The sequence below is a fragment of the Marinactinospora endophytica genome (genome assembly GCF_054780875.1).
In genome coordinates this window covers 63,251-86,103 of record NZ_BAAGVM010000010.1, presented here as the reverse complement: position 1 = coordinate 86,103, position 22,853 = coordinate 63,251, and the positions used below count along the sequence as shown (strand labels likewise).

20 protein-coding genes and 5 tRNA genes are annotated in these 22,853 nt (G+C 70.3%); 15 read left to right on the top strand and 10 right to left on the bottom strand.

The features are described from left to right. Window positions 1-310 precede the first annotated feature (310 nt). The 6 genes from ACYVHU_RS18665 to ACYVHU_RS18640 all read right to left on the bottom strand — a co-directional run bounded on the left by ACYVHU_RS18665 (window position 311) and on the right by ACYVHU_RS18640 (window position 3,135). Window positions 311-1,693 (bottom strand): NAD(P)/FAD-dependent oxidoreductase, encoded by a 1,383-nt coding sequence (locus tag ACYVHU_RS18665; RefSeq protein ID WP_078762897.1) that lies wholly within the window; start codon window positions 1,691-1,693, stop codon window positions 311-313. A gap of 445 nt (window positions 1,694-2,138) precedes the next feature. After that, a tRNA-Val gene (locus ACYVHU_RS18660) sits at window positions 2,139-2,215 on the bottom strand. 16 nt (window positions 2,216-2,231) lie between these two features. Then, a tRNA-Cys gene (locus ACYVHU_RS18655) sits at window positions 2,232-2,306 on the bottom strand. Window positions 2,307-2,344: 38 nt separating this feature from the next. Continuing rightward, window positions 2,345-2,417 (bottom strand) — tRNA-Gly (locus ACYVHU_RS18650). Between the two features lie 38 nt (window positions 2,418-2,455). Further along, window positions 2,456-2,528: transfer RNA gene (locus ACYVHU_RS18645), tRNA-Gly, on the bottom strand. A 175-nt stretch (window positions 2,529-2,703) separates the two neighbouring features. Then, window positions 2,704-3,135 (bottom strand): roadblock/LC7 domain-containing protein, encoded by a 432-nt coding sequence (locus ACYVHU_RS18640; RefSeq protein ID WP_078762896.1) that lies wholly within the window; start codon window positions 3,133-3,135, stop codon window positions 2,704-2,706. A 375-nt stretch (window positions 3,136-3,510) separates the two neighbouring features. Here ACYVHU_RS18640 and ACYVHU_RS18635 point away from each other — a divergent pair, with 375 nt between their 5' ends. Further along, on the top strand, window positions 3,511-4,353 hold the full coding sequence (locus ACYVHU_RS18635) for an aminotransferase class IV (protein WP_078762895.1): 843 nt from the start codon (window positions 3,511-3,513) through the stop codon (window positions 4,351-4,353). Between the two features lie 209 nt (window positions 4,354-4,562). Here ACYVHU_RS18635 and ACYVHU_RS18630 read toward each other — a convergent pair whose 3' ends face one another. Further along, window positions 4,563-4,979 carry an SsgA family sporulation/cell division regulator gene (locus ACYVHU_RS18630; RefSeq protein ID WP_078762894.1) on the bottom strand — a complete coding sequence of 139 codons (417 nt, stop codon included), beginning with the start codon at window positions 4,977-4,979 and terminating at the stop codon, window positions 4,563-4,565. Window positions 4,980-5,419: 440 nt separating this feature from the next. Here ACYVHU_RS18630 and ACYVHU_RS18625 point away from each other — a divergent pair. Next, window positions 5,420-5,493: transfer RNA gene (locus ACYVHU_RS18625), tRNA-Val, on the top strand. Between the two features lie 246 nt (window positions 5,494-5,739). On the opposite strand, the gene ACYVHU_RS18620 is transcribed toward ACYVHU_RS18625, so the two are convergent. Both ACYVHU_RS18620 and ACYVHU_RS18615 read right to left on the bottom strand, forming a co-directional pair. Continuing rightward, window positions 5,740-6,027 carry a PGPGW domain-containing protein gene (locus ACYVHU_RS18620; RefSeq protein ID WP_235001074.1) on the bottom strand — a complete coding sequence of 96 codons (288 nt, stop codon included), beginning with the start codon at window positions 6,025-6,027 and terminating at the stop codon, window positions 5,740-5,742. A 199-nt stretch (window positions 6,028-6,226) separates the two neighbouring features. Then, complete coding sequence (locus ACYVHU_RS18615; RefSeq protein ID WP_078762893.1) at window positions 6,227-7,405, bottom strand: FAD-dependent monooxygenase; 1,179 nt, start codon at window positions 7,403-7,405, stop codon at window positions 6,227-6,229. A 239-nt stretch (window positions 7,406-7,644) separates the two neighbouring features. Here ACYVHU_RS18615 and thrS point away from each other — a divergent pair, with 239 nt between their 5' ends. After that, on the top strand, window positions 7,645-9,618 hold the full coding sequence (gene thrS, locus ACYVHU_RS18610) for a threonine--tRNA ligase (RefSeq protein WP_078762892.1): 1,974 nt from the start codon (window positions 7,645-7,647) through the stop codon (window positions 9,616-9,618). Between the two features lie 73 nt (window positions 9,619-9,691). Here thrS and ACYVHU_RS18605 read toward each other — a convergent pair whose 3' ends face one another. Next, window positions 9,692-10,360 (bottom strand): cyclase family protein, encoded by a 669-nt coding sequence (locus ACYVHU_RS18605; protein WP_078762891.1) that lies wholly within the window; start codon window positions 10,358-10,360, stop codon window positions 9,692-9,694. A 155-nt stretch (window positions 10,361-10,515) separates the two neighbouring features. Here ACYVHU_RS18605 and ACYVHU_RS18600 point away from each other — a divergent pair, with 155 nt between their 5' ends. The 12 genes from ACYVHU_RS18600 (at window position 10,516) to ACYVHU_RS18545 (ending at window position 22,799) form a co-directional block, all read left to right on the top strand. Continuing rightward, on the top strand, window positions 10,516-12,210 hold the full coding sequence (locus ACYVHU_RS18600; protein WP_394330067.1) for a DUF885 domain-containing protein: 1,695 nt from the start codon (window positions 10,516-10,518) through the stop codon (window positions 12,208-12,210). Window positions 12,211-12,310: 100 nt separating this feature from the next. Further along, window positions 12,311-13,186: a TerC family protein gene (locus ACYVHU_RS18595; protein WP_078762890.1), complete on the top strand. Its 876-nt coding sequence runs from the start codon at window positions 12,311-12,313 to the stop codon at window positions 13,184-13,186. Between the two features lie 125 nt (window positions 13,187-13,311). Then, window positions 13,312-13,863, top strand: a complete 552-nt coding sequence (locus ACYVHU_RS18590; protein ID WP_078762889.1) for an HIT family protein — start codon at window positions 13,312-13,314, stop codon at window positions 13,861-13,863. Window positions 13,864-14,218: 355 nt separating this feature from the next. Next, window positions 14,219-14,842 (top strand): phosphatidylinositol phosphate synthase, encoded by a 624-nt coding sequence (gene pgsA, locus ACYVHU_RS18585; RefSeq protein WP_394330066.1) that lies wholly within the window; start codon window positions 14,219-14,221, stop codon window positions 14,840-14,842. Between the two features lie 47 nt (window positions 14,843-14,889). Beyond that, on the top strand, window positions 14,890-15,804 hold the full coding sequence (locus tag ACYVHU_RS18580) for a phosphatidylinositol mannoside acyltransferase (protein ID WP_078762888.1): 915 nt from the start codon (window positions 14,890-14,892) through the stop codon (window positions 15,802-15,804). A 3-nt stretch (window positions 15,805-15,807) separates the two neighbouring features. Then, a complete protein-coding gene (locus tag ACYVHU_RS18575; protein ID WP_078762887.1) occupies window positions 15,808-16,956 on the top strand; it encodes a glycosyltransferase family 4 protein in 1,149 nt (382 codons plus the stop codon). An 8-nt stretch (window positions 16,957-16,964) separates the two neighbouring features. After that, on the top strand, window positions 16,965-17,579 hold the full coding sequence (locus ACYVHU_RS18570) for a hypothetical protein (RefSeq protein ID WP_235001073.1): 615 nt from the start codon (window positions 16,965-16,967) through the stop codon (window positions 17,577-17,579). A gap of 194 nt (window positions 17,580-17,773) precedes the next feature. After that, window positions 17,774-18,685, top strand: a complete 912-nt coding sequence (gene pdxS, locus ACYVHU_RS18565; protein ID WP_078763048.1) for a pyridoxal 5'-phosphate synthase lyase subunit PdxS — start codon at window positions 17,774-17,776, stop codon at window positions 18,683-18,685. A gap of 338 nt (window positions 18,686-19,023) precedes the next feature. After that, the gene (gene pdxT, locus ACYVHU_RS18560) at window positions 19,024-19,632 is read left to right on the top strand and encodes a pyridoxal 5'-phosphate synthase glutaminase subunit PdxT (protein ID WP_078762886.1); all 609 of its coding nucleotides are present in this window, start codon (window positions 19,024-19,026) and stop codon (window positions 19,630-19,632) included. Next, the gene (locus ACYVHU_RS18555) at window positions 19,629-20,378 is read left to right on the top strand and encodes a YebC/PmpR family DNA-binding transcriptional regulator (protein WP_078762885.1); all 750 of its coding nucleotides are present in this window, start codon (window positions 19,629-19,631) and stop codon (window positions 20,376-20,378) included. The genes pdxT and ACYVHU_RS18555 overlap by 4 nt, the downstream gene beginning before the upstream one ends. An 85-nt stretch (window positions 20,379-20,463) precedes the next feature. Next, window positions 20,464-21,177, top strand: coding sequence for a nucleotide exchange factor GrpE (gene grpE / locus ACYVHU_RS18550; RefSeq protein WP_498949130.1), 714 nt, complete (start codon window positions 20,464-20,466; stop codon window positions 21,175-21,177). Beyond that, entirely contained in the window at window positions 21,177-22,799 is a 1,623-nt protein-coding gene (locus tag ACYVHU_RS18545; protein WP_498949128.1) for an Hsp70 family protein, read from the top strand. Before grpE ends, ACYVHU_RS18545 begins: the two co-directional genes overlap by 1 nt. The last annotated feature ends 54 nt before the right edge of the window (window positions 22,800-22,853 follow it).

Genomic DNA, 22,853 nt, shown 5'->3' with positions numbered 1-22,853 from the left:
GGTCCCGGTGGGAGGGGCACCCAGGGACCGGGACGGCGCGGAGGGGGAGCGGCGGCGTCCCGCTCCCCACGCCCTCCCGAGGGGGCTCATCGCAGGGGGCGCGTCGGGGACCGGCATGCCGCCTGGTGGCCGACGGGGCGTCCACGCGGCACAGCGCGGGTTTCGCGGGCGCCCTCCCCGCGCGAGCGCGCGGGGAGGGCGGTCTCCTTCCGTGTCCGGGCGATGATCCTGTGTCACGGTCCCCGATGCGACACGGCCCGTCCCAATCGGTACTCCTATGCCGTCCGTCCGCCTCCGGCGGCGCCCTCGCTCAACGGGAGGGGGAGACGGTCCTTTCGGCGGGAGCCGCTGCCATGGACCACGACCGTGGGAGGAGGGAGGGCATGGCGACCCGCAACGCCACCCCGGGGGACAGCAGTGACGCGGGGCCGTGGCTCAGGTTGAGAAGTCCCATGAAGGCGTGTTGGGCGGTGGGGTGGCGGGTGCCCGCGGCCAGGACGCGGTCGAGATAACGCCCCATGAGCCGGTGGTGGAACGGCGTCGCGGGCCCGTCGGTGTCAGGGAAGCGCCGGTCGGCGACGGTGGCCATGATCCACGGGACTTCGTGTAGTTGCTGGAGGCGGCGGTGGAAGTGGCGGGGAGGGAGCCCGCTCTCCAGCCAGGAGTCCAGCAGGCGTGCGCTGAGCGCCGCCAGCGTCATGCCCTGGGCGTATACGGGGTTGAGCGCGCAGACGGAGTCGCCGACGCCCACGAGGTTGTCGGGAAGTTCCGTGACGTCGCCCAGACGGCGTCTCCTGTTCGCGGTGGAACCGCTGCAGAGCACGGGGGTCAGGGGGTGCGCGTCGGCCAGGGTGGTGGCGATGAGTGGAGTGGTCAGCGTGCGGGCGAACGGAAGGAAGTCCTCGGCGCGTGAGGAGGGCTGGTCGTTTCCCACCCCGCTGAGCGTGGCGATCCAGCGGTCGCCCTCGAGGGGGGCCAGCACTCCTCCCCGTGTGATCGCCGGCCCGAACGGTAAGGAATAACAGGCGCGCCACCCTCGTGGTTCGGCGTCGCCGTCCAGCTGGTAGACGCGGGTCGCGTAGCGCAGGTGGGCGTCGACCACGGTCTCGGGGACCGGGGGACAGCCCAGCTCCTCCAGCCACGCCGGCAGCCGGGAGCCGCGGCCCGTGGCGTCCACGACCAGGCCGGTGGGCAGGTCGAAGCCGCGGCCGGTGGTCCGATGGCGGAGCGTCACCGCGGTCACGTGCCGAGGGGTTCCCACCAGGGAGTCCACCGTGTGCTCCTGGAGAAGGCGTACCCGGGGCAGGGCGAGCACACGTTCGCGGATCACCGCCTCGATGAGGGGGCGGCTGGCGCTCACCGCGCCCAGTCCGGAGTGGAAGCGGGTCCCCCATCCGTGCGGGGTGGCCACCGCCAAGTCGTTGCAGGCGTCGATACGGTGTCCGCCCCTACGGCACACCTCGTCGCTGAAGCCGGGAAGGAGCGCGTCGATGGTCTCCACCCCCTTGGCGAACAGGGCGTGGACGTGGCTGCTCTGGGGAACGCCCGCTCGGCGCTGAGGCCGGTCTGGAAGGCGGTCGCGGTCCACCACGATGACCTCGGGGTGATGGGCGGCGAGGACGCGGGCTGCCAGCAGCCCGGCGATGCCGGCACCGACGACCACCGCGGGCTCACGGCCGATGAGAGGGAGCATCTGTCGGTCTCCATGCTTTCCGGGGGATATATGGGGGATGGGCGAGGGCCCACCCATGTTCGTCCTCCACATGGTCGACCTGGGGGTATGACGGCCTCTTCTCTCGAGAGGGCGGGAAGGTAGCCACGAGGTACGAGAGGAGTGCCATCGTGCCCAGGGTCCCAAGCGACACCAGTCCTACCCAGATTCCGTGCGGGGAAGAGCGTCCGGTCACTGCCGGGGACCAGGTGGGGAGCCGTGGCCCCGCTTTTGTCGGGCGAGGACGCGCGACACCCTAGGGCGCGGAAGGCGGGGGCGCGTTCGGACGGCGGGGCGTGACGGCTCGCCGGCGTGCGGAGTAGCGGTGGCCGGGACGGCCTCTGGGGCCGTCAGGTCGATGCCGCTCGGCCTCCAATGACTATGGGAAAAGCCGAAGGGCCAGAGGAGACCTCTGGCCCTTTGAGGGTGGTGGGCGATACAGGATTCGAACCTGTGACCTCTACCGTGTCAAGGTAGCGCTCTAACCAACTGAGCTAACCGCCCAAGTCGAGACTTGGATTGGAGGCGGAGACGGGAATCGAACCCGTGTACAGGGATTTGCAGTCCCTTGCCTAAGCCACTCGGCCACTCCGCCACGAGTGCCGCCGGGTGGGGTACCCGAGGGCTTCTCCGAGCGGACGACGGGATTCGAACCCGCGACCCTCACCTTGGCAAGGTGATGCTCTACCAGCTGAGCCACGTCCGCGTGTCATGGAACGGTGTCCATGAGACCTTGTTGCTTCGAGCGGACGACGGGATTCGAACCCGCGACCCTCACCTTGGCAAGGTGATGCTCTACCAGCTGAGCCACGTCCGCGCGGCGAGTGATCCGGATCCGGTTTCCCGGGCCGCGTCCCTCGCTGCGTTAAGAACTCTAGCGGATTCCGGCGCTTGTACAAACTCGAAAGCGCTGGCCGAGGGGAAAGCGGTGGTTCGCGGGGGCGTCGGTGAGGGGGCGGGGCCGGGGCCGCGCACGGCCCCGGGCCCGATGTTCAGCCCTTGACGCGCGCCGGCGTGGAGGGCATGTCCGGGCGCGGCGGAGCCGACAGGTACTGTCCGACACGCTGGATCACTTTGTTCATTTCGTAGGCGACCAGGCCGACATCGCACTCGGAGTCGGAGACGAGCGCCATGCAGGCACCCTCCCCGGCCGCTGCGACGAACAGGAAGGCCTTGTCCATCTCGATGATGCTTTGGCGGATCTCCCCGGCGGCGAACTGCTTGCTCACTCCGCCGGCCAGACTCTGTAGCCCCGAGGCGATCGCCGCGAGGTGCTCCGCGGCCGGCCGTTCCAGTTGACTCGACGACGCCATCAGCAGCCCGTCGGTGGACAGCACGATGGCGTGATGCGTGCCCTCCGCACGGGTGAGGAGGTCGTCGAGCAACCAGCTCAGCTCGCCAGGGGCGGTGCTCCGTGAGGTCATGGCTCTCTTGATCTGTTTCGTCTTCGGTGTGGGCAGGGAGGGGGAAGGGGACGGAGATTCACGTACGGCTATCTGTGGACGCATGCGAGTGTCCCGCAAGTGTTGCCCAGATGATAGTCATTCGTAACTTATCCGGCTCCTCTCTGCGTAGATTCCGAACCGCTGAGGTTGCGATCCGACTGGGGGCGCACCGTGGTGGTTGGCTACGGTACTCCCGCGCACGCCGCGAAACATGAAACCCGGCCGGTGCTGGTCAGAGGGGTTGCGATCGTACCGTCCGACGTTGTCGCCGGCAGCGCACGTCCAAGGCCCGTTGCGGCCGGGGAGAGTGGCAGGATCAGGTCAGCGAGGACCGAGCGGGAGGAGACGAGCGAGATGCGGATGTGGATCGCCGGCGCCGGATACGGCGCGGGGCGCGTGCTGGAGGCGGAGGAGGTCCAAATCCCGGCCCTGGACCACGGGATCACCGTCGGCGACGGCGTCTTCGAGACGGTCAAGGCGGTGGGAGGCCGGCCGTTCGCGCTCACTCGGCACCTGCGCCGTCTCGCCCGTTCCGCCGAGGGGATCGGCCTGCCCGCGCCCGATCTGGAACGCATCGCCGATGGGGTGCGCCAGGTCCTGGAGGCCAATCCGGCCATCGACCCGGCCCGGGTGCGCATCACCGTGACCGCCGGGGTGGGGCCGCTCGGTTCCGACCGTGGACCGGGGGAGCCGACCTGCATGGTGGCGGTCGCGGAGTTCGCCAGGCCGGCACCCATGGTCGATGTCGTGCTCGTGCCGTGGACGCGCAACGAGAACGGCGCTCTCAGTGGCCTGAAGACGACCTCCTACGCGGAGAACGTGGTCGCGCTGGCCTATGCGCGGGAGCGGGGCGCGGGGGAGGCGATCTTCGCCAACACCGCCGGCAACCTGTGCGAGGGGACCGGAAGCAACGTCTTCGTGGTGGTGGACGGCCGGCTGATCACGCCGCCGCTCGCCGCGGGACCGCTCGCGGGGATCACCCGGGAACTCGTGCTGGAGTGGTGCGGCGGCGAGGAGGCCGACCTGCCGGTGGCGCGGCTGGGCGAGGTCGAGGAGGCGTTCCTGGCCTCGACCGGACGCGATGTCCAGCCGATCCGCGCGATCGACGGCCGGGAGCTGCCGCAGGCGCCGGGGCCGGTGACCCGCAAGGCGATGGAGGTGTTCGCCGAGCGCGGCGCCTCGGACATGGACCCCTGAGACGTCGCCCGATGTGACGGGAAGACGGGAATGCCGCGGCTCGCAGGGGCCGCGGCATTCCCGGGGAAAGTAAGACGTTCGAGGCGGTTTGCCGGTCATCTGGCCGGGTAAACCATCAGACAGAACTGCGGGCTTATGTCCCGCTTTTGGGCGTGTGGCGGTACGGAACCGGGCGAGAGGTCCGGGAGGGGCGCTTCCGTTCGGGCGCCTCAGGAAAGGTGCTGGGCGATCTCGGCGTCGAGGTCCACGAAGTCCGCCTCCTGGCCGGCCGGAACGATCTCGTAGGTGCGGTGCAGGAACTCCGCCAGCGGCGAGATCGGCGCGTTGAACTCGGCGTTGCCGAACGGGGAGGACAGGGCGATGTTGATCGCCCGCTCGCCGTCACCCTTGGCCGGCCACACCCGGACGTCCCCCTCGCCGACGGGGCGCACGATGCCCACGGTCAGCAGCTCGCGGGCGAAGATCCACTCGACCGGCTCGTCTTCGCCGACGTGGAAGGCCACCTTGATGGCGTAGGGGTCCTCGGCGGTGTAATCGAGCCGGGCGACCAGAGGGACCGCGGCGCGGTCGGGGACGACGAGCCGGAGACCCAGCTCGGCGGTGGCAGTGGTGCCGCTACTGTTCATGTTCGCCAAACCTTTTCTCGTCCGGCCCCGCGACTTTGCGGGTTGGTTGCCGTCGCATCCGTACCCGACACGGCCGGTCGATGACTAGTGACGCGCAACCGGGAAACTTCTTCGTCTGGGGTCGTGGGGTGGCATCCCGCCAAGTCTTTCCCGACCCTTCGTCAATTTAATGAGCTGCGGAAACTAGGAATTTCCGGATGATCTGTGGCCCGCGTCACCCGGAGTGGCGTGGGGGCGGCCACGCCGGCCGGTCCTGGTCTCTGCATCTCCCTTGTATGAGGGAATCTCGCGTTTTGCGTTCCGTTGAGGTGACCTGGACGAACCTGTGGTGAGACGTCGATCACGTACCCGATCGCCGTCGAGGGGCACGTGGGGGCCTCGGCACCCCTCCAGATGCGCTAGAGTCTTTCTTGTTCGCCCCGAGGGGCGGCGAAAAACCCGGGCCATTAGCTCAGTCGGCTAGAGCGCTTCGTTCACACCGAAGAGGTCACTGGTTCGAGTCCAGTATGGCCCACCCCGACGAGAGGTCGGCTCCGAATCACGGAGCCGGCCTCTCTGCTGTCCGGCCCTTCTCCGTAGCGGGGAGCCCGTGGCGACATCCGCGGGCGCGGAACCGCTCAGGTCCGCGGCCTCGTGCGGTGGAGGGGGAGCCGCGCCGGCCTCGGGATGGGGGCGTGCCCGCGAGGCCGTGGCCGGTTCATCTGGTCTGTGAGCCCGCCGGAATTCGTTCCGACCGTTTCTCGAAGCCCGGTGGAGGTCCTTACCCCACCGACGGCCTCTTGCGCGCGCGCCTGCGCCGCTGGGTCTCAATGGCGGTCTCCTTGGCTCGGTGGGCCCACACGCGGGCGCGCCGCAGCAGGCCCCGAGCCCAGGCGAACTCGGTCGCCAGGATCGCCAGGCCCAGGATGATCCCCGCCGCGCCCGGTCCAGGGGTGAGGCACATGACGATGCCCGCGAGCAGGATGAGACCGCCCACCAGGACCACCAGGGTGCGCCAGGCCCAGTGGAGGACGGGATGGGAGTGCATGCGGATACGCCAGATCCGCATGTGCACACGGAAACGCCGCCAGCGGCGGGACACACGTCGCGGCGACGATGCCGCCGGGTCCGGTCGGCTCGCCTCGGCTGAAGGGCTCGGTGACATGACCTCACAATATCGGCCGGATCAAGACCTGGTTTCGGGCTCATCACGCCACGGCGTGTCCAGGGGCGACGGTCACCGGACTCTCGACTAGTGAAGAGTGATCTCAGGGAAGGCCGGCGGTCACACGGTCCACGTCGTGGCCGTACAACCAGTCGGGGTCGGCGATCTCCGCCCCCGCCGAGGCCGCCGCCGCAGCCCGCAGGATGGGGGACTCGCCATCGTCACGGTACAACAGCCGTAGCAGTTCCCAACACCCCTCCCGCACCCGGCGCACCCGTTCCTCGCGCAACGCGCTGTAGCGGGCCAGCGCGTCCTGCACCGTGGTGACGTCGGCCCCCCGCAGGCAGGCCGCCAGCACGATGGCGTCCTCCACCGCCAGGTTGGTCCCCTGGGCCAGGAAGGGCGGCATCGGATGGGCGGCGTCGCCGAGCAGGGCGATCCGACCGCGCCACCAGCTGGCGAGCGTCGTGTACTCCTGGAGCGGCCACACACCGATCCAATCGCTCGCCGACACGAGCGCGCGCACCCGCGGATCCCACCCCTCGAACGCGCGGAGCAGATCGGCGATCCGGTCCCGGGTGCCCCACGATCCCGGTCGGGTGCGGGGGGCCGGCGTCATCGCGGTGAAGCTGATCAGGCGCCCGGCGTCCACCGGGTAACAGGTGAAGTGCCGGTCGGGTCCCAGCCACACCCGGACCCGTCTCTCCCCCGTGGCGAACGGTGACCGTTCGACCGGGACCAGTCCTCGGTGGACGCTGATCCCGGCGAAGTGCTGCCGCTCCGGCCGGACCGCCCCGCGCACGGCGGAGTGGAGGCCGTCGGCGCCGACCACCACGTCCGCGTAGACCTCGTGCCCGTCGGAGCAGCGTAGGGCGATACCGTCACTGCTCTCCAGCAGGTCGGTCACGTAGCGGCCGGGGTGGGCCTGTTCCCGCGGCACCAGCGATCGGACGGCCGCGTGCAGGTCACTGCGCAACAGGGTGTAGTAGGGGGCCGCGTACCTCCGCTCGTAGAACTCTCCCATCGGGGTGGACCCGATGCGCTCCCCGCTGTCCCAGCACAGAAGGTCGCGACGCTCGGGCCGCACCGAGACCGCCGCCAGCCGTTCGCCCAGTCCCAGCCGCAGCAGGGGACGGGAGGCGTTGGGGGACAGCCGCACCCCCGCTCCCGGCGACCGGGAGGTGTGGCTCTGCTCCAGCACCTCCGCGCGCACGCCCCCGCGGGCCAGCGCCCCGGCGAGCGTCAACCCTCCGATCCCGCCCCCTACGATGACGATGCGCACGTTGTCCCCCCGGTGCCGGCCCTGTAAGGCTGTGCATACCCGTGCGAGGGGCCGGCGCACGTCCTTGCTCGCGGAGCCGGTCTGTGACCGGGTGGGATGCCCATGGCGGGCAGTCGAGCCGATCGGCGATTGCCGCTAGCATCGAGGTCGGAGGACCGGTTCGTCCCGGCCTCCTCGGCGCCCGGGCCCTCCCGTGGCGCCTCCCGACCTCGTTTCGCTACAACCCTCTGGGAGTCACTGTGTCGGCCGTGCCTGAGCTGCGTATCACCCTCGCCGGATCCGAGCGTGCGGTGGCGGCCGGGACGACCGCCGGCCAGGCACTCGAAGCCGACGGCCGCACGGTCATCGCGGCCCGCGTCAACGGCGAGCCCCGCGACCTGGCCCACGAACTGGCCGACGGGGACGTCGTCGAGCCGATCACCATCGACTCCGACGAGGGACGCGCGATCCTGCGCCACTCCACCGCCCACATCATGGCGCAGGCGGTGCAGGAGCTGTTCCCCGAGGCCAAGCTCGGGATCGGGCCGCCCATCGAGAACGGCTTCTACTACGACTTCGACGTCGCCGAGCCCTTCACCCCCGACGATCTCAAGCGCATCGAGAAGAAGATGCAGGAGATCGTCAAGCAGGGACAGCGCTTCGCGCGCCGGCCCGTCACCGACGAGGCCGCCCGGACGGAGCTGGCCGGCGAACCCTACAAGCTCGAGCTGATCGGCCTGAAGGGCGGCGCGAGCGAGGCCGCCGAGGGCGCCGGGGTCGAGGTCGGGGCCGGCGAGCTCACCATCTACGACAACCTGCACCCGCGCACGGGGGAACTGTGCTGGAAGGACCTGTGCCGCGGCCCGCACCTGCCGACCACCAAGGTGGTCCCGGCGTTCAAGCTCATGCGCTCGGCCGCCGCCTACTGGCGGGGCAGCGAGAAGAACCCCCAGCTCCAGCGCATCTACGGCACCGCCTGGGAGAGCAAGGACGCGCTCAAGGCCTATCTCACCTTCCTGGAGGAGGCCGAGAAGCGCGACCACCGCAGGCTGGGGGCGGAACTCGACCTGTTCTCCTTCCCCGATGAGATCGGATCGGGTCTGGCGGTCTTCCACCCCAAGGGGGGTGTGATCCGCAGGGCCATGGAGGACTACTCCCGGCGCCGCCACGAAGAGGCGGGGTACGAGTTCGTCTACACGCCGCACGCCACCAAGGGCAGGCTGTTCGAGAAGTCCGGCCACCTCGACTGGTACGCCGATGGCATGTACCCCCCCATGCAGTTGGACGAGGGCCAGGACTACTACCTCAAGCCCATGAACTGCCCGATGCACAACCTGATCTTCGGGTCCCGGGGCCGCTCCTACCGTGAGCTCCCGCTGCGGCTGTTCGAGTTCGGGACGGTCTACCGCTACGAGAAGTCCGGGGTGGTCCACGGCCTGACCCGCGCCCGTGGCTTCACCCAGGACGACGCGCACATCTACTGCACCCCCGAGCAGATGCCCGGCGAGCTCGACTCGCTGCTGACGTTCGTGCTGGACCTGCTGCGCGACTACGGTCTGGACGACTTCTACCTGGAGCTGTCCACCCGTGACCCGGAGAAGTCCATCGGCTCCGACGAGATCTGGGAGGAGGCCACCCAGATCCTGCGCGAGGCCGCCGAGAAGCAGGGGCTCGAACTCGTCCTGGACCCGGGGGGCGCCGCGTTCTACGGGCCCAAGATCTCGGTCCAGGCCCGTGACGCCATCGGCCGCACCTGGCAGATGTCGACCATCCAGGTCGATTTCAACCTGCCTGAGCGCTTCGATCTGGAGTACCAGGCCTCCGATGGTTCCCGGCAGCGTCCCGTCATGATCCACCGGGCCCTGTTCGGTTCGATCGAGCGCTTCTTCGCCGTGCTGCTGGAGCACTACGCCGGCGCGTTCCCCGCCTGGCTGGCACCGGTCCAGGTGGTCGGCATCCCGATCACCGACGAGCACGTGCCCTACCTGGAGCGTGTCGCCGAGAAGCTGCGCGCCGAGGGGATCAGGGTCGAGATCGACTCCAGCGACGACCGGATGCAGAAGAAGATCCGCAACGCCCAGAAGCAGAAGGTCCCGTTCATGCTGCTGGCCGGCGACGAGGACGCCGGCAAGGCCGCGGTGTCGTTCCGCTACCGAGACGGTTCGCAGAACAACGGCGTGCCGATCGACGAGGCCGTCGCCGAGATCGTCGCGACGGTCCGCGAGCGCCGCTGAGGCGGCCGGGACGCGATGACGGGGCCGTGGCGGACAACCGCCACGGCCCCGTTTCCGTGGTGGGTCTTCCCGTTCAGGGGCGGACCCGCATCGCCATGGCCCGCACGGGAGCCCCGTCCGCGCCCGCCAGCCGGACGGGGACCGCGCTGAACAGGGGGTCGGGGAAGTCGATCTCCTCCAGGCCGCGCAGGTTCTCGATCAGCACCCCGCCGGCTCCCAGCACGGTGCGGTGGACCGGCCAGTCACCACCGGCCGTTCCCTCTCGTGGTGTCTCGTCCGGGTTGGGGGCGTCGATACCGATCGTGCGCACGCCCGCCGCGACCAGGCGGGCCGCGGCCTCGCCGCTCAGGTAGGGATGGTCGAAGTAACGGGGCTTCCCGTAGTGGCGGGCCCAGCCGGTGCGCAGGAGCACCACCTTCCCCGGACCCACGCCCGTCGCCTGCGCCGAGATGTCGGCCCAGTCGATGCTGGAGCGGTCCCTGCGCCCGGACACGTCGATGACGACGGCCGGGCCGACGAACAGGTCCAGGGCGAGTTCGTCGATCCGCGCGCCCGCGTCGAAGAAGTGGAAGGGCGCGTCGGCGTGTGTTCCGCTCTGCGTCCCCATCGACACGTGCGCGAGGTTGTAGCCGTCGTCGGCGAGGGTGGCGACCGGGGTCAGGGAGGGGACCGGATCCCCGGGATAGACCTGGGTCTGCGGCCCCACGGGGTGGCTCAGGTCGACGACGTGGGTGACGCGCATGGGCACTCCGATCCGGGTGGGGCCGGTGCCCCTCCCCGTCCGCGTGGGGCACCTCGCCGACGATAGCCCCCAGGGGAGGGGACGCGCCGCCGTCCGGGGAAGATAAGCCGATGGAGGACGTGCGCGCGTCGACGCGAACGGGCAGGATGGAGGGGATGACTGAAACGCCAGACCACCGGCTGCCCGATCCCGGTGCCAACGCCATGACCGACCGGTTCCGCGAGGTCTCCTCCCGCATCCTCGACGCCCTGTTGGAGGAGCGCCCGGAGTGGGCCACCGAGCTCGGTGACGACCGGTTCGACGACCGGCTCACCGACCACTCCGAGGACGCCGGGGCGCGCCGGGCCGCCACGCTGGCCGACGCCCTCGGCGCGCTCGACGAGATCGACGACACGCTGCTGCCGCCCGAGGACCGGGTGGATCTGGAGTTGCTGCGCACGAGGGTCAGCGGCGACCTGTGGCGGACCACCGAACTACGGCCCCACACCTGGGATCCGCTGGAACAGCTGCCCGGCGAGGGACTGTCCCCGCTCATCGAACGCGAGTCCGCCCCGGCCGCGGTCCGGCTGGAGAGGCTGGCCGCGCGCTGCGCCGCGGTGCCCGACTTCCTGTCCACCGCCCGTTCCGTGCTGGACTCCGGGCCGGGCATGCCCAGGGTGCACGTGGAGACCGCGATCGCGCGGGTCCGTGCCACGGCGGAGCTCCTCACGGGCGGGGTCGACGCCCTGCTCGCCGACGAGCCGTCCCTGGCCTCACGGGTGCTTCCCGCCCGCGACGCCGCTCGTGAGGCCCTGAGCACGCACGCCGCCTGGTTGGCGGAACGCCTCGACTCCGCGGTCGCCGACCCCCGCCTGGGCGCCCGTGACTACGCCGCCCAGCTCTGGTACACCCTCGACTCCGAGCTCTCTCCCGAGACGCTGCTCACCCGGGCCGAGAGCGATCTGCTCGCGGCGGAGGAGGAGATCGCCGAGCTCGCGGCCGAGTACGAGGGGCGGCCCCGCCACCCCGGACAGGTGCGCCGCGTCCTGGACCGGATCGCCGAGCGCAGTGCCTCCGAGGAGGCCACGGTCCGCCCCATGTGCGAGAAGGCGCTGGAGCACCTTGTGGCCCGGACGGCCGAGCTGGACCTCGTCACCGTCCCCGACACCGCCATCCGCATCGTCGCGATGCCCGGCCCGCGCCGGGGCGTCTGTGTCGCCTACTGCGACCCGCCCGGGCCGTTGGCGCCCCGGGGGGAGGAGCCGACCACCATCGCGGTGGCCCCGCCGCCAGGGGAGTGGCCGGCCGCGCGCCGGGCCTCCTTCCACCGCGAGTACAACAGCCACATGCTGCGCAACCTGATGGTGCACGAGGCGGTTCCCGGCCACGCTCTCCAGCTCGCCCACGCGGCCCGCTACCAGGGCGCCACCCGGGTCCGGACGGCGCTGCGCAGCGGGTCCTTCGTCGAGGGCTGGGCGGTCTACGCCGAGGACCTGATCGCGGAGAACGGTTGGGGGGAGGAGCCGGACCTGCCGTTGCGGCTGACGCACCTGAAGATGCGGTTGCGGACGCTGCTCAACGCGATCATCGACGTGCGCGTCCACGCCCACGACCTGTCCGAGGCCGAGGCGATGGAACTGCTGACCCAACGTGGCCACCAGGAGGAGGGCGAGGCCGCGGGCAAGTGGCGGCGGGCCCTGCTCACCAGCGCGCAGCTGGCCACCTACTATGTGGGGCACCGCGAGATCGCCGCGATCGCCCGGGACCTCGCCGCGGCCCGTCCCGCCGATTCCGCGCGCCGCCGCCACGACGCCATGCTCGCCCACGGCTCCCCCTCGCCCCGGCACCTGCGCGCCTTACTCGGGGTGTGACCAGGGGCACCGGGCGGGGCCGCTTTATGCGTCGCTTATCCACGCCTTCCTAGATTCTTGGGGCCATGCCCGTACCCTCTCTCGGAGCTGACGACCCCCCATGCCCACGGACCTGATAGTCGGATTCTTCACGCTGACGCTGCTGGAGATCGTGCTCGGGATCGACAACCTCGTCTTCATCTCGATCCTGTCGAGCAAACTGCCCGAACACCAGCGCGACAAGGCCCGCAAACTCGGCATCGGGCTCGCCCTCATCACCCGCCTGGCCCTGCTGGGCTCCATCAGCTGGATCATCCAGCTCACCGAACCGCTGTTCTCGATCGGTGACATGGAGTTCAGCGGTCAGTCGCTGATCCTGCTGGTCGGCGGCTTCTTCCTCCTCGCCAAGGGCACCTACGAGATCCACGAGAGTCTGGAGGGCGAGGAGGACCACAAGGGGTCCAAGGTGGGGGCCGCCTTCGGCATGGTGGTCACCCAGATCGTGGCGCTGGACCTGGTCTTCTCGCTGGACTCGGTCATCACCGCGGTCGGCATGATCGACCCCGAGGGCGCGGGGATCTGGGTCATGGTCGCCGCCGTCGTCATCGCGGTCATCGTGATGCTGGTCTCGGCGAACCCGCTGTCCAAGTTCGTGCACGACCACCCGACCGTGAAGATGCTGGCCCTGGCCTTCCTTCTGCTCATCGGCATGAGCCTGGTCGCCGAGGGCTTCGGCTTCCACATCGAGAAGGGCTTCATCTACACCGCGATGGGCTTCTCGCTGTTCGTGGAGATCCTCAACCTGCTGGCGGCCCGCCGCCGTCGTAAGCGGAGCGGTGCGCAGGCCAGCCCGGTCAAGCTGGCCAGCCGCTACGCCGAGACGCCCGCCACGGGTGACGCCGGCGCGGTCGCGGCGGCCGACGCCGTGGCGCCGCGCGAGGCCGAAGAGGAGAGCACGACCGGGCGGACGGAGCCGACCTCGGGCGGTTCCGCCTGACGGCCGACACGTCGGCGCCGGGCCGTTCCGCGTTGCGCGGGGCGGCCCGGCCCCGTTCCGGGCGAGAGGACTTCCGCGGTCGCCCTGCCTGCGGGCGGGCGGCGGAAGTCAATATGCTGGCCCTTATGAGCACTGACGAGTGGGGGGACCACGACGGTGCCGGCGACGCCGACGGCTTCGAACGGCTCTGGACACCGCATCGCATGGCCTACATCAAGGGCGAGAACAAGCCCACCGGATCGGCGCCGGAGGACGGCTGTCCGTTCTGCCGGGTCCCGTCGCTCCCCGACGATGAGGGGCTCGTCGTGGCCCGCGGCAAGAACGCCTTCGCCGTGCTCAACCTCTACCCCTACAACAGCGGCCATCTGATGGTCTGCCCCTACCGGCACGTCGCCGACTACGCCGAGCTCGACGAGGGCGAGACCATCGAGATCGCCTCGCTCACCCAGTCCGCCATCACCGCGTTGCGCTCCGCCTTCGGGGCACAGGGCTTCAACGTGGGGATGAACCTCGGCGCGGTCGCCGGCGCGGGCATCGCCGCGCACCTGCACCAGCACATCGTCCCCCGTTGGGGAGGCGACACCAACTTCATGCCGGTGGTCGGACGGACCAAGGTGCTTCCGCAGATGCTGGGGCAGACGCGGGAGCTCCTCGCCGAACACTGGCCCCAGCCCTGACGAGCCCGAGCCCGGAGGCAAGCGATGAGTGGTCCCGCGCCGGTCCTCGACGGCGACCGCGGTCTCCGCGCGGCGTGCCCGACCACGGGGCCGACGCGCTCGCCGTGCCCCTCCTCGCCTCCGCCCGCCCGGGGCGGGTGCCGGTGGCCGGCGTCCACCGCCGTGGGGCGCGCGACCGTCGCCGGTCGTCGGTCCCGCCGCGCGTCCCTCGTTCCTCCCCGGAGGCTCCGGTGACGACCACCCTGTCCTCCGCCTCCTCCCCGTCCCTTCCGCGGACCGCGTCCTTTGGATCCGGCGCTCCCGCGGGATGCTCCGTCCACGGCGCGCTGCGCGCCTCCTACGATCAGAAGAAGCCATGCTGAAGAACCTGCGTCCCGTGCTCGCGCGAGTACTGCTCCCCCTGGGCCGGGCACTCGCGAGGTTCGGCGTCACCCCGAACATGGTCACGTTCGTGGGAACGGCCGGCGTCGTCGTGAGCGCCCTCTTCTTCTATCCACGCGGGCAGCTTTACGTCGGCACCGTGGTCATCACGGTCTTCGTCCTGTTCGACATGCTCGACGGCGCGGTCGCCCGCGCGACGGGCAGCACCAGCCGCTGGGGGGCCTTCCTCGACTCCACGCTGGACCGGCTCTCCGACGCCGCGATCTTCTCGGGCCTGCTGCTGTGGTTCATGGGGGACGGGGACGACCGGATCCTCGCCTGGGCCGCGCTCTTCTGCCTGGTCAGCGGCTTCGGGGTGTCCTACATCAAGGCCCGGGCCGAGGGGCTGGGGGCCAACTGCGACGTGGGACTGGCCGAGCGGACCGAGCGGCTGATCATCGGGTTGGTCTCCATCGGCCTGGGAGGCCTGGGCGTCCCCTACGTGCTGGCCGGTGGACTGTGGCTGCTCGCCTTCCTCAGCACGCTGACGATCATCCAGCGGCTGATCGAGACCCGCAACCGGCTGGCGGAGCCCAGGCAGCGCGCCGGCAACTCCTGAAGGCGCCCGGCCGCGGGGTCGGTGTGGCACCACGGTGAAGGAGAGGCATGGGAGAACGACTGGCCGTCGCGGCCTATTCGCTCGGCTGGTCCCTGGTCCGCAGGGTCCCCGAACCGCTGGGGCGCGCGGTCTTCACCGCCATCGCCGACCAGGCCTGGCGGAGCCGGGGTGACGGTGTCCGCCGGCTCGAAGCCAACCTGCGCCGGGTCATCGGCCCCGACGCCCCCGAGGAACAGCTGCGCGCGCTGTCACGCGCCGGGATGCGCTCCTACCTGCGCTACTGGTACGAGACGTTTCGGATGCCGGCGATGTCCTCCCGCCAGATCCTGGAACGCGCCCGTTGCGAGGGCATCGAGGCGCTCCAGGCCCATCTGGCGTCGGGACGCGGTGTGGTCGCGGCGCTGCCGCACATGGGGAACTGGGACCACGCCGGTGCCTGGATGACGTTGCGGGGCACACCGCTGACGACGGTGGCCGAGCGGTTGCGCCCCGAACGGCTCTTCGAGCGGTTCGTGGAGTTCCGGGAACGTCTGGGGATGGAGGTGCTGCCGCTCACAGGGACGGGGGCGGGGACGGTCGGCACGCTCGCGCGCCGGTTGCGTTCGGGGGGGCTGGTCTGCCTCCTCGCCGACCGCGACCTGACCTCGGGCGGGATCGAGGTGTCCCTCTTCGGGGAACCGGCCCGCCTGCCGGCGGGCCCCGCGGCACTCGCCGAGCGCACGGGGGCGGCCTTGATGCCCGTCACACTGTGGTTCGACGGTCCCTACTGGGGTATCCGGGTGCACGAGGAGATCCCAATACCGGACGAAGGGGACAGGGCCGCGAAGATCAAGAGCATGACACAGGAACTCGCCCGGGTCTTCGAGACCGGGATCGCCGAGCACCCCGAGGACTGGCACATGTTGCAGCGCGTCTTCGTCGCGGACTTCGAGACCACCGGCCCTCCGCCCCGGGGGAGGTGACCGGTGCGCATCGGACTGGTCTGCCCCTACACCTGGGACGTTCCGGGCGGAGTGCAGCAGCACGTCGGCGACCTCGCCGAGGCGCTCATGGACCTGGGCCACGAGGTGTCGGTGCTGACCCCCTGCGACTCCGAGACCGAGCTTCCGGCCCACATCGTCCCGGCCGGCCGGGCCATCCCCGTGCCCTACAACGGGTCGGTGGCGCGTCTGGCGTTCGGGTTCCGCGCGGCGGCGCGGGTGCGGCGCTGGATCCACGAGGGCGGCTTCGACGTCCTGCACGTCCACGAGCCGGCCGCGCCGAGCCTGTCCCTGCTGGCCTGTTGGGTCGCCGACGGGCCGATCGTGGCGACCTTCCACACCTCCAATCCGCGTTCGCGGGCGATGGCGGTGTCGGCCGCCGCGCTGCGCACGGCGCTGGAGAAGATCAACGGACGCATCGCGGTGTCGGAGGCGGCCCGCAAGACCCTGGTGGAACACCTGGGAGGCGACGCCGTCCTGATCCCCAACGGGGTGGCGGTGCGACGCTACGAGAACGCCAGGCCGCTGGAGGGCTGGCCGGGAGATGGCGGCGCCATCGGCTTCCTCGGGCGCATGGACGAACCCCGCAAGGGGCTGCCGGTACTCCTGGAGGCGTTCGAGACCCTGGGGCGCCGCCGGCCGGGGCTGCGTCTGCTCGTCGCCGGGCCGGGAGACGCGGCGGAGGTCCGCGAGCGCGTCTCCGCGGAGCTGCGCGACCGGGTGGTGCTGCTCGGCCGCGTCGACGAGGCCGACAAGATCCGCGCCTACCACTCCGTGGACGTCTTCTGCGCGCCCAACCTCGGTGGCGAGAGCTTCGGCATCGTGCTCACCGAAGCGATGTCGGCGGGGGCGCCGATCGTCGCCAGCGACATCCCCGCCTTCCGCAGCGTGCTGCGCGAGGGTGCCGCGGGGGAGCTGTTCGCCGTGGGCGACCCGATGGACCTCGTCCGCGCCGTGGAGTCCCTGCTGGACGACCCCGAACGGCGCGTCGCGCTGTCGGGGGCCGCGCGCGCCGCGGTCCGCGCCTATGACTGGGCTTCGGTGGCCGGTGACGTGGTCGGGGTCTATGAGACGGTCCTGGCCGGGGTCGCGGCCACGGGCGCGGTGCCGGCCGCCCACGGTGAGGGGGAGTGATCCCGGGCGTGCTCTCCGACTGGCTGACCCCCCTCATCGCGCTCTTCGCGCTGGTGGTGCTCTTCTCGTTCTACATCTCCTGGCGGGCGACCCGGCTGGACCGGCTGCACACCCGGGTCGAGACCGCGCACGCCGCACTGGACGCGGCCCTGCTGCGGCGCAGCGCCGTGGTGTTGGAACTGGCGTCGGCCAGCGAACTCGAACCCGCGTCCAGCGTGCTGCTGGCCGACGCGGCGGGCCAGGCGCGCCGCGCCGAGGAGCAGGGCCGGCGCGAGCTCGCCGAGAGCAACCTGTCGCGGGCGCTGCGCGCGGTGGTCGAGGAGCCCGGTTTCGCCGGGGGGATGTCGGACGCGGCCGCCCAGGGCGGCGGGGGCGTGACCGCGGGGCCGATCGTCCCGGCGGGGACATCGGGGGAGGCGCCGCCGGCCGAGCTCCTGGCCGAGGTCGAGTCGGCGGCCAAGCGGGTGCACATCGCCCGGAGGTTCTACAACGACGCCGTCGCCGCGACCCGCGAGGCCCGTTCGAGCCGGTTGGTGCGGGTGCTGCGCCTGGCGGGACGGGCGCCCATGCCGGACTTCTTCGAAATGGATGACGAGCCCCCGGTGTTCCCTCCTTGGGGGTGACCGCTACGGCCAGGGACAAACTGGAAGGGCTTTTCAGGCGCCAACTCCGATATGTCCTGAAAAGGGGCAGTGGTGGAGGTTCTACCATGGTCATCGGAGGCGCCGGAACGGCCGACCAGGCTACGGCGTCACCCGACCGATCCTCCGCGCACGGGCCACCACCCGTGTCCGCCCAGAACTTGGAGTCCGCCACCGTGGTCAACAACGCTGAAAACCCGACCCAGAGCACGGTCGGCACCACCCGTGTCAAGCGGGGCATGGCCGAGCAGCTCAAGAACGGCGTGATCATGGACGTGGTCACGCCCGAGCAGGCGAAGATCGCTGAGGACGCGGGTGCCGTCGCGGTCATGGCGCTGGAGCGGGTCCCCGCCGACATCCGCAAGGACGGCGGGGTCGCCCGGATGTCCGACCCCGACATGATCGAGGGCATCAAGGACGCCGTCTCCATCCCGGTCATGGCCAAGGTCCGCATCGGCCACTTCGTCGAAGCCCAGGTCCTGGAGTACCTCGGCGTCGATTTCATCGACGAGTCCGAGGTCCTCACCCCCGCCGACGAGGCCTACCACATCGACAAGTGGGCGTTCACGGTTCCCTTCGTCTGCGGCGCGACCAACCTCGGCGAGGCGCTGCGCCGTATCGCCGAGGGCGCGGCCATGATCCGCTCCAAGGGCGAGGCCGGTACCGGCAACGTCGTCGAGGCCACCCGGCACATGCGCTCGATCAGCTCCGAGATCAAGCGTCTGGGCACCCTCGACGAGGCCGAGCTGTTCGGCGCAGCAAAGGAGCTGCGCGCCCCCTACGAGATCGTCAAGGAGGTCGCGCGCCTGGGGAAGCTGCCCGTCCCGCTGTTCTCCGCCGGTGGCGTCGCCACCCCGGCCGACGCCGCGCTGATGCGCCAGCTCGGCGCGGAGAGCGTCTTCGTCGGATCGGGCATCTTCAAGTCCGGCGACCCGGCCAAGCGGGCCGACGCGATCGTGCAGGCGACGCTGCACTACGACGACCCGTCGGTCATCGCCAAGGTCTCGCGCGGCCTGGGCGAGGCCATGGTCGGCATCAACCTGGACGAGCTCAGCGACTCCCAGCGTTACGCCGGGCGCGGCTGGTAGTCCTCCGGATCCCCACAGCGGGCCGGGCGCGAGCCCGGCCCATGACGGCGTGGTCCGGCCGGGCGGCGTCGGCCGCGCCGGACCCTCGCCGCCGGCGCGCCCTGTTTCAGCGGGCGACCTCGGGTGTCCCGCCGGCCGCGCGCCGTCGTCTTCGTCTCCCGGCCGTTGCCCGGGGTCGCCCCCTGCGCGGCCGCCGTCGCCGCCGACCGGAGCCCCTACCCTGGGGAGGCGACGAGCGGCGCCGTCTTCCCGCGCGGGGAAGACGGACGCCGGCCGTGGCGTTCTCGTGGTCGGGGCTCCCGCCCGTGAACCCTCCAGCAGTCAAGTGAGGTCGTCCCTTGCCCGCCACTCCCACCATCGGTGTGCTCGCCCTCCAGGGCGATGTCGCCGAGCATCAGCGCGTGCTCGACACCCTCGGGGTGCGGACCACGCGGGTCCTGCGTCCCGAACAGCTCGACGACATCCAGGGGATCGTCATCCCCGGAGGCGAGTCGACCACGATGTCCAAGCTCGCCGTGCGCTACGAGCTCATGGAGCCGCTTCGCAAACTGGTACGCGAAGGGCTGCCCGCCTTCGGAACCTGTGCGGGCATGATCATGCTGGCCGACCGTATCCTCGACGGTATCGAGGGACAGCAGACGGTCGGCGGGATCGACATGACCGTCCGCCGTAACGCCTTCGGGCGTCAGACCGAGTCCTTCGAAGCGCACGTCGACGTCCACGGGGTCGAGGGCGAGCCGGTGGAGGCGATCTTCATCCGCGCCCCCTGGGTCGAGTCTGTCGGCGCGCAGGTCCAGGAACTCGCGCACATCGCGTACGGGGAACGGGCCGGTAGGATCGTCGCGGTACGTCAGGGGGGCCTGCTGGCCACCTCGTTCCATCCCGAACTCACCGGGGACGCGCGGATCCACCGACTCTTCGTCGAAATGGTGAAAGGACAGGCATGAGCGGCCACTCCAAGTGGGCCACCACCAAGCACAAGAAAGCCGTCATCGACGCGAAGCGGGGCAAGCTCTTCGCCAAGCTGATCAAGAACGTCGAGGTGGCCGCGCGCACAGGTGGCGGGGACCCAGACGGCAACCCGACCCTGTACGACGCCATCCAGAAGGCGCGCAAGAACTCCGTCCCGCTGGACAACATCGAGCGCGCGCGCAAGCGCGGCGCCGGTGAGGAGGCCGGCGGCGCCGACTGGCAGACCATCATGTACGAGGGGTACGCCCCCGGAGGCGTCGCGCTGCTGGTGGAGTGCCTGACCGACAACCGCAACCGCGCAGCCTCGGAGGTGCGTGTGGCCGTCACCCGCAACGGCGGGTCCATGGCCGACGCCGGTTCGGTCTCCTACCTCTTCAACCGCAAAGGCGTCGTGATCGTGCCCAAGGAGGGCACCAGCGAGGACGACGTGATGCTCGCGGTCGCCGACGCGGGCGCCGAGGACGTCAACGACCTCGGCGAGGCCTTCGAGGTCGTCTGCGAGGCGACCGACCTGGTCGCCGTCCGCGCGGCGCTTCAGGAGGCCGGCATCGACTACGAGTCCGCCGAGACCAACTTCCTGCCCAGCATGGAGGTCCCGCTCGACGAGGAGAACGCCAAGAAGGTGCTGCGCATCGTCGACGCGCTGGAGGACTCCGACGACGTGCAGAACGTCTTCACCAACGCCGACATCCCCGACGAGATCATGGAGAAGATCGGCTGAGGGTTCCCTTCTTCGCGCCCGGCCCCGGTTCCTAGGAACCGGGGCCGGGCGCTTTATCATTCTCGGGCCGGCGCATTTCTGCGATATGGTTTGGCGAAATCCGGGCCGACCGGCCGGATCGCCTGCTCCCTCTACTTTTCTCGGATGGCTGTATATGGATTCCGACGATTACCGGCCGGACGGCGCCGTGATATCGGGCGAAGAGGGAACGGGGGGAGATGCAAGGCCCCCCGGCCCGGAGAGGAACGACCCGGCGGAGGCGGCCGTCGCCTCGTTGCGGGCGGTGGGGGAGGAGCTGGCCGCGCTGCGCGAACAGGTGGCCGGGTTGAACGAACGCGCCCGTCACCGCGAGGCGGTCATCGACCGACTGCACGCCGAGAACCAGGAACTGCGGGCCGGCGAACGGCGCGCCGTCCTCGATCCCGCGATCACCGACCTGGTCCGCCTCCACGGTCAGCTGGAGCGCGAGGGGAACGGGCTGATCGAGCGTGGTGAGGGAAAGGTCGGCGGATTGTTGCACAGCCTCGCCGACGACGTACTGCTCGCCCTGGAAAGGGTTGGTGTCGAGCCGTTCAGCGTACAGGTCGGTGACCCGTTCCGGACGGAAATCCACCGGCCGCTTTCGGCCATTTCTACTGACGACCCGGAACGCGCCAATACGATCGCGGTGGTCGTCTCGCAGGGGTTCCGTGATATGGAGACGGGGAGAGTGCGACGGAAAGCGCAGGCGCATTTTCACCGCTACATCGAAGGACGTCCGGAAGGCGATCCCGGCCGTCGGGGATCTGAAGAGGAGTAATGGCTACTTACGGCATCGACCTCGGGACCACCTATTCGTGTGTCGCCTCCATCGACGACACGGGGCGCCCGACGATCGCGAAGAACGCGATGGGCAACGACACCACCCCGTCGGTGGTCTACTTCGAGTCGGCGGAGAACGTGGTGGTGGGCGAGGAGGCCAAGAACACCTCCATCCTCTTCCCTGACCTCGTCGTCTCCCTGATCAAACGGCAGATGGGGGAGGACGTCGCCTACGACTTCCACGGTTACTCCCACACCCCCGAGTCCATCTCGGCGCTGATCCTGCGCGAGCTCGCCCGCGCGGCCGGTGAGCAGACCCGTGAAGCGGTCCGCGATGTCGTCATCACCGTCCCTGCCTACTTCGGCCTGGCCGAGAAGGACGCCACCCGCAAGGCGGGCGAGATCGCCGGTCTCAACGTGCTCGACGTGGTGCCCGAGCCCGTGGCCGCCGCCCTGCACTACCAGAGCCTGGGCAGTGGTGCCGGTGTCCGGCACATCCTCGTCTACGACCTCGGCGGCGGCACCTTCGACACGACCGTCATCCGTATCGAGGACAACGACGTCCGGGTCGTGTGCACCGACGGCGACCATCGCCTGGGCGGCTCCGACTGGGACGAGAAGCTCGGCGACTACCTGCTGGAGCGCTTCGTCGCCGAGCACCCCGAGCCGGACCCGAGCGGGGACGAGCAGTTCATGCAGGACCTCTCCGGTGCCGCCGAGCAGATCAAGAAATCCCTGAGCAGCCGCGAGAACGCGCGTCACAACCTGCGCTTCGAGGGCAGCGCGGTCCGGATCGAGCTGTCCCGCGCCGAGTTCGAGGAGCTCACCTCCGACCTGCTGGAGCGCACGCTCGCCATCACCGAACGCACCATCGAGGCGGCCCGTGAGCGGGGGGTGGACGGTTTCGACGACGTCCTGCTGGTGGGCGGTATGACCCGGATGCCGGCGATCGCCCGCGCTCTGAAGGAGCGGTTCGGCTTCGACGCCCACAGCCACGAGCCGGACCTGGCCGTGGCCAAGGGGGCCGCCCTGTTCGCCCTGATGCGCCAGGTCAAGATCAGCATGGACGAGGGCGAGGGCACCCAGGAGAAGCGGGCCGAGCAGGTCGGCGCGGCCCTGGGCATCCCTCCCGAGCAGGTCAAGCAGATCGCGGAGAAGAAGGTCACCAGCGTCGCCCCGCGCGCCTTCGGGATCAAGCTGGTCGACTCCAAGGACCCGCTCTTCGCGACCGATGTCAACGCGGCTCGGCGCTACATCAACCACCTGATCACCGCCAACACCCCGCTTCCCGCCGACGTCCAGGACGAGTTCGGGACGATCGAGGAGAACCAGACTCGGGTCCTCATCGAGGTCTGGGAGCAGGCCGGGTCGGTGGCCTCGGAGGAACTGGAGCACAACATCCACATCGGCGAGGGGACCCTTTCGGGGCTGCCGCCCGGTCCGGCGGGGACGCCCTTCAACGTCAACTTCCACATGACCGAAACGGGCTTGCTGAAGGTACACGGCTGGGATCCCGCCACCGGGAACGAGGTGCGCTTCGAGATCCAGATCGGCGGTCTGACCCAGGAGAAGGTGGAAGAGGCCAGGACCGCGCTGGCCATGATCAAGACCTCGGGCTGACCTGGCCGGGGGCCGGTCCACGGACCGGCCCCGCGATGTGGACGGACCTGTTTC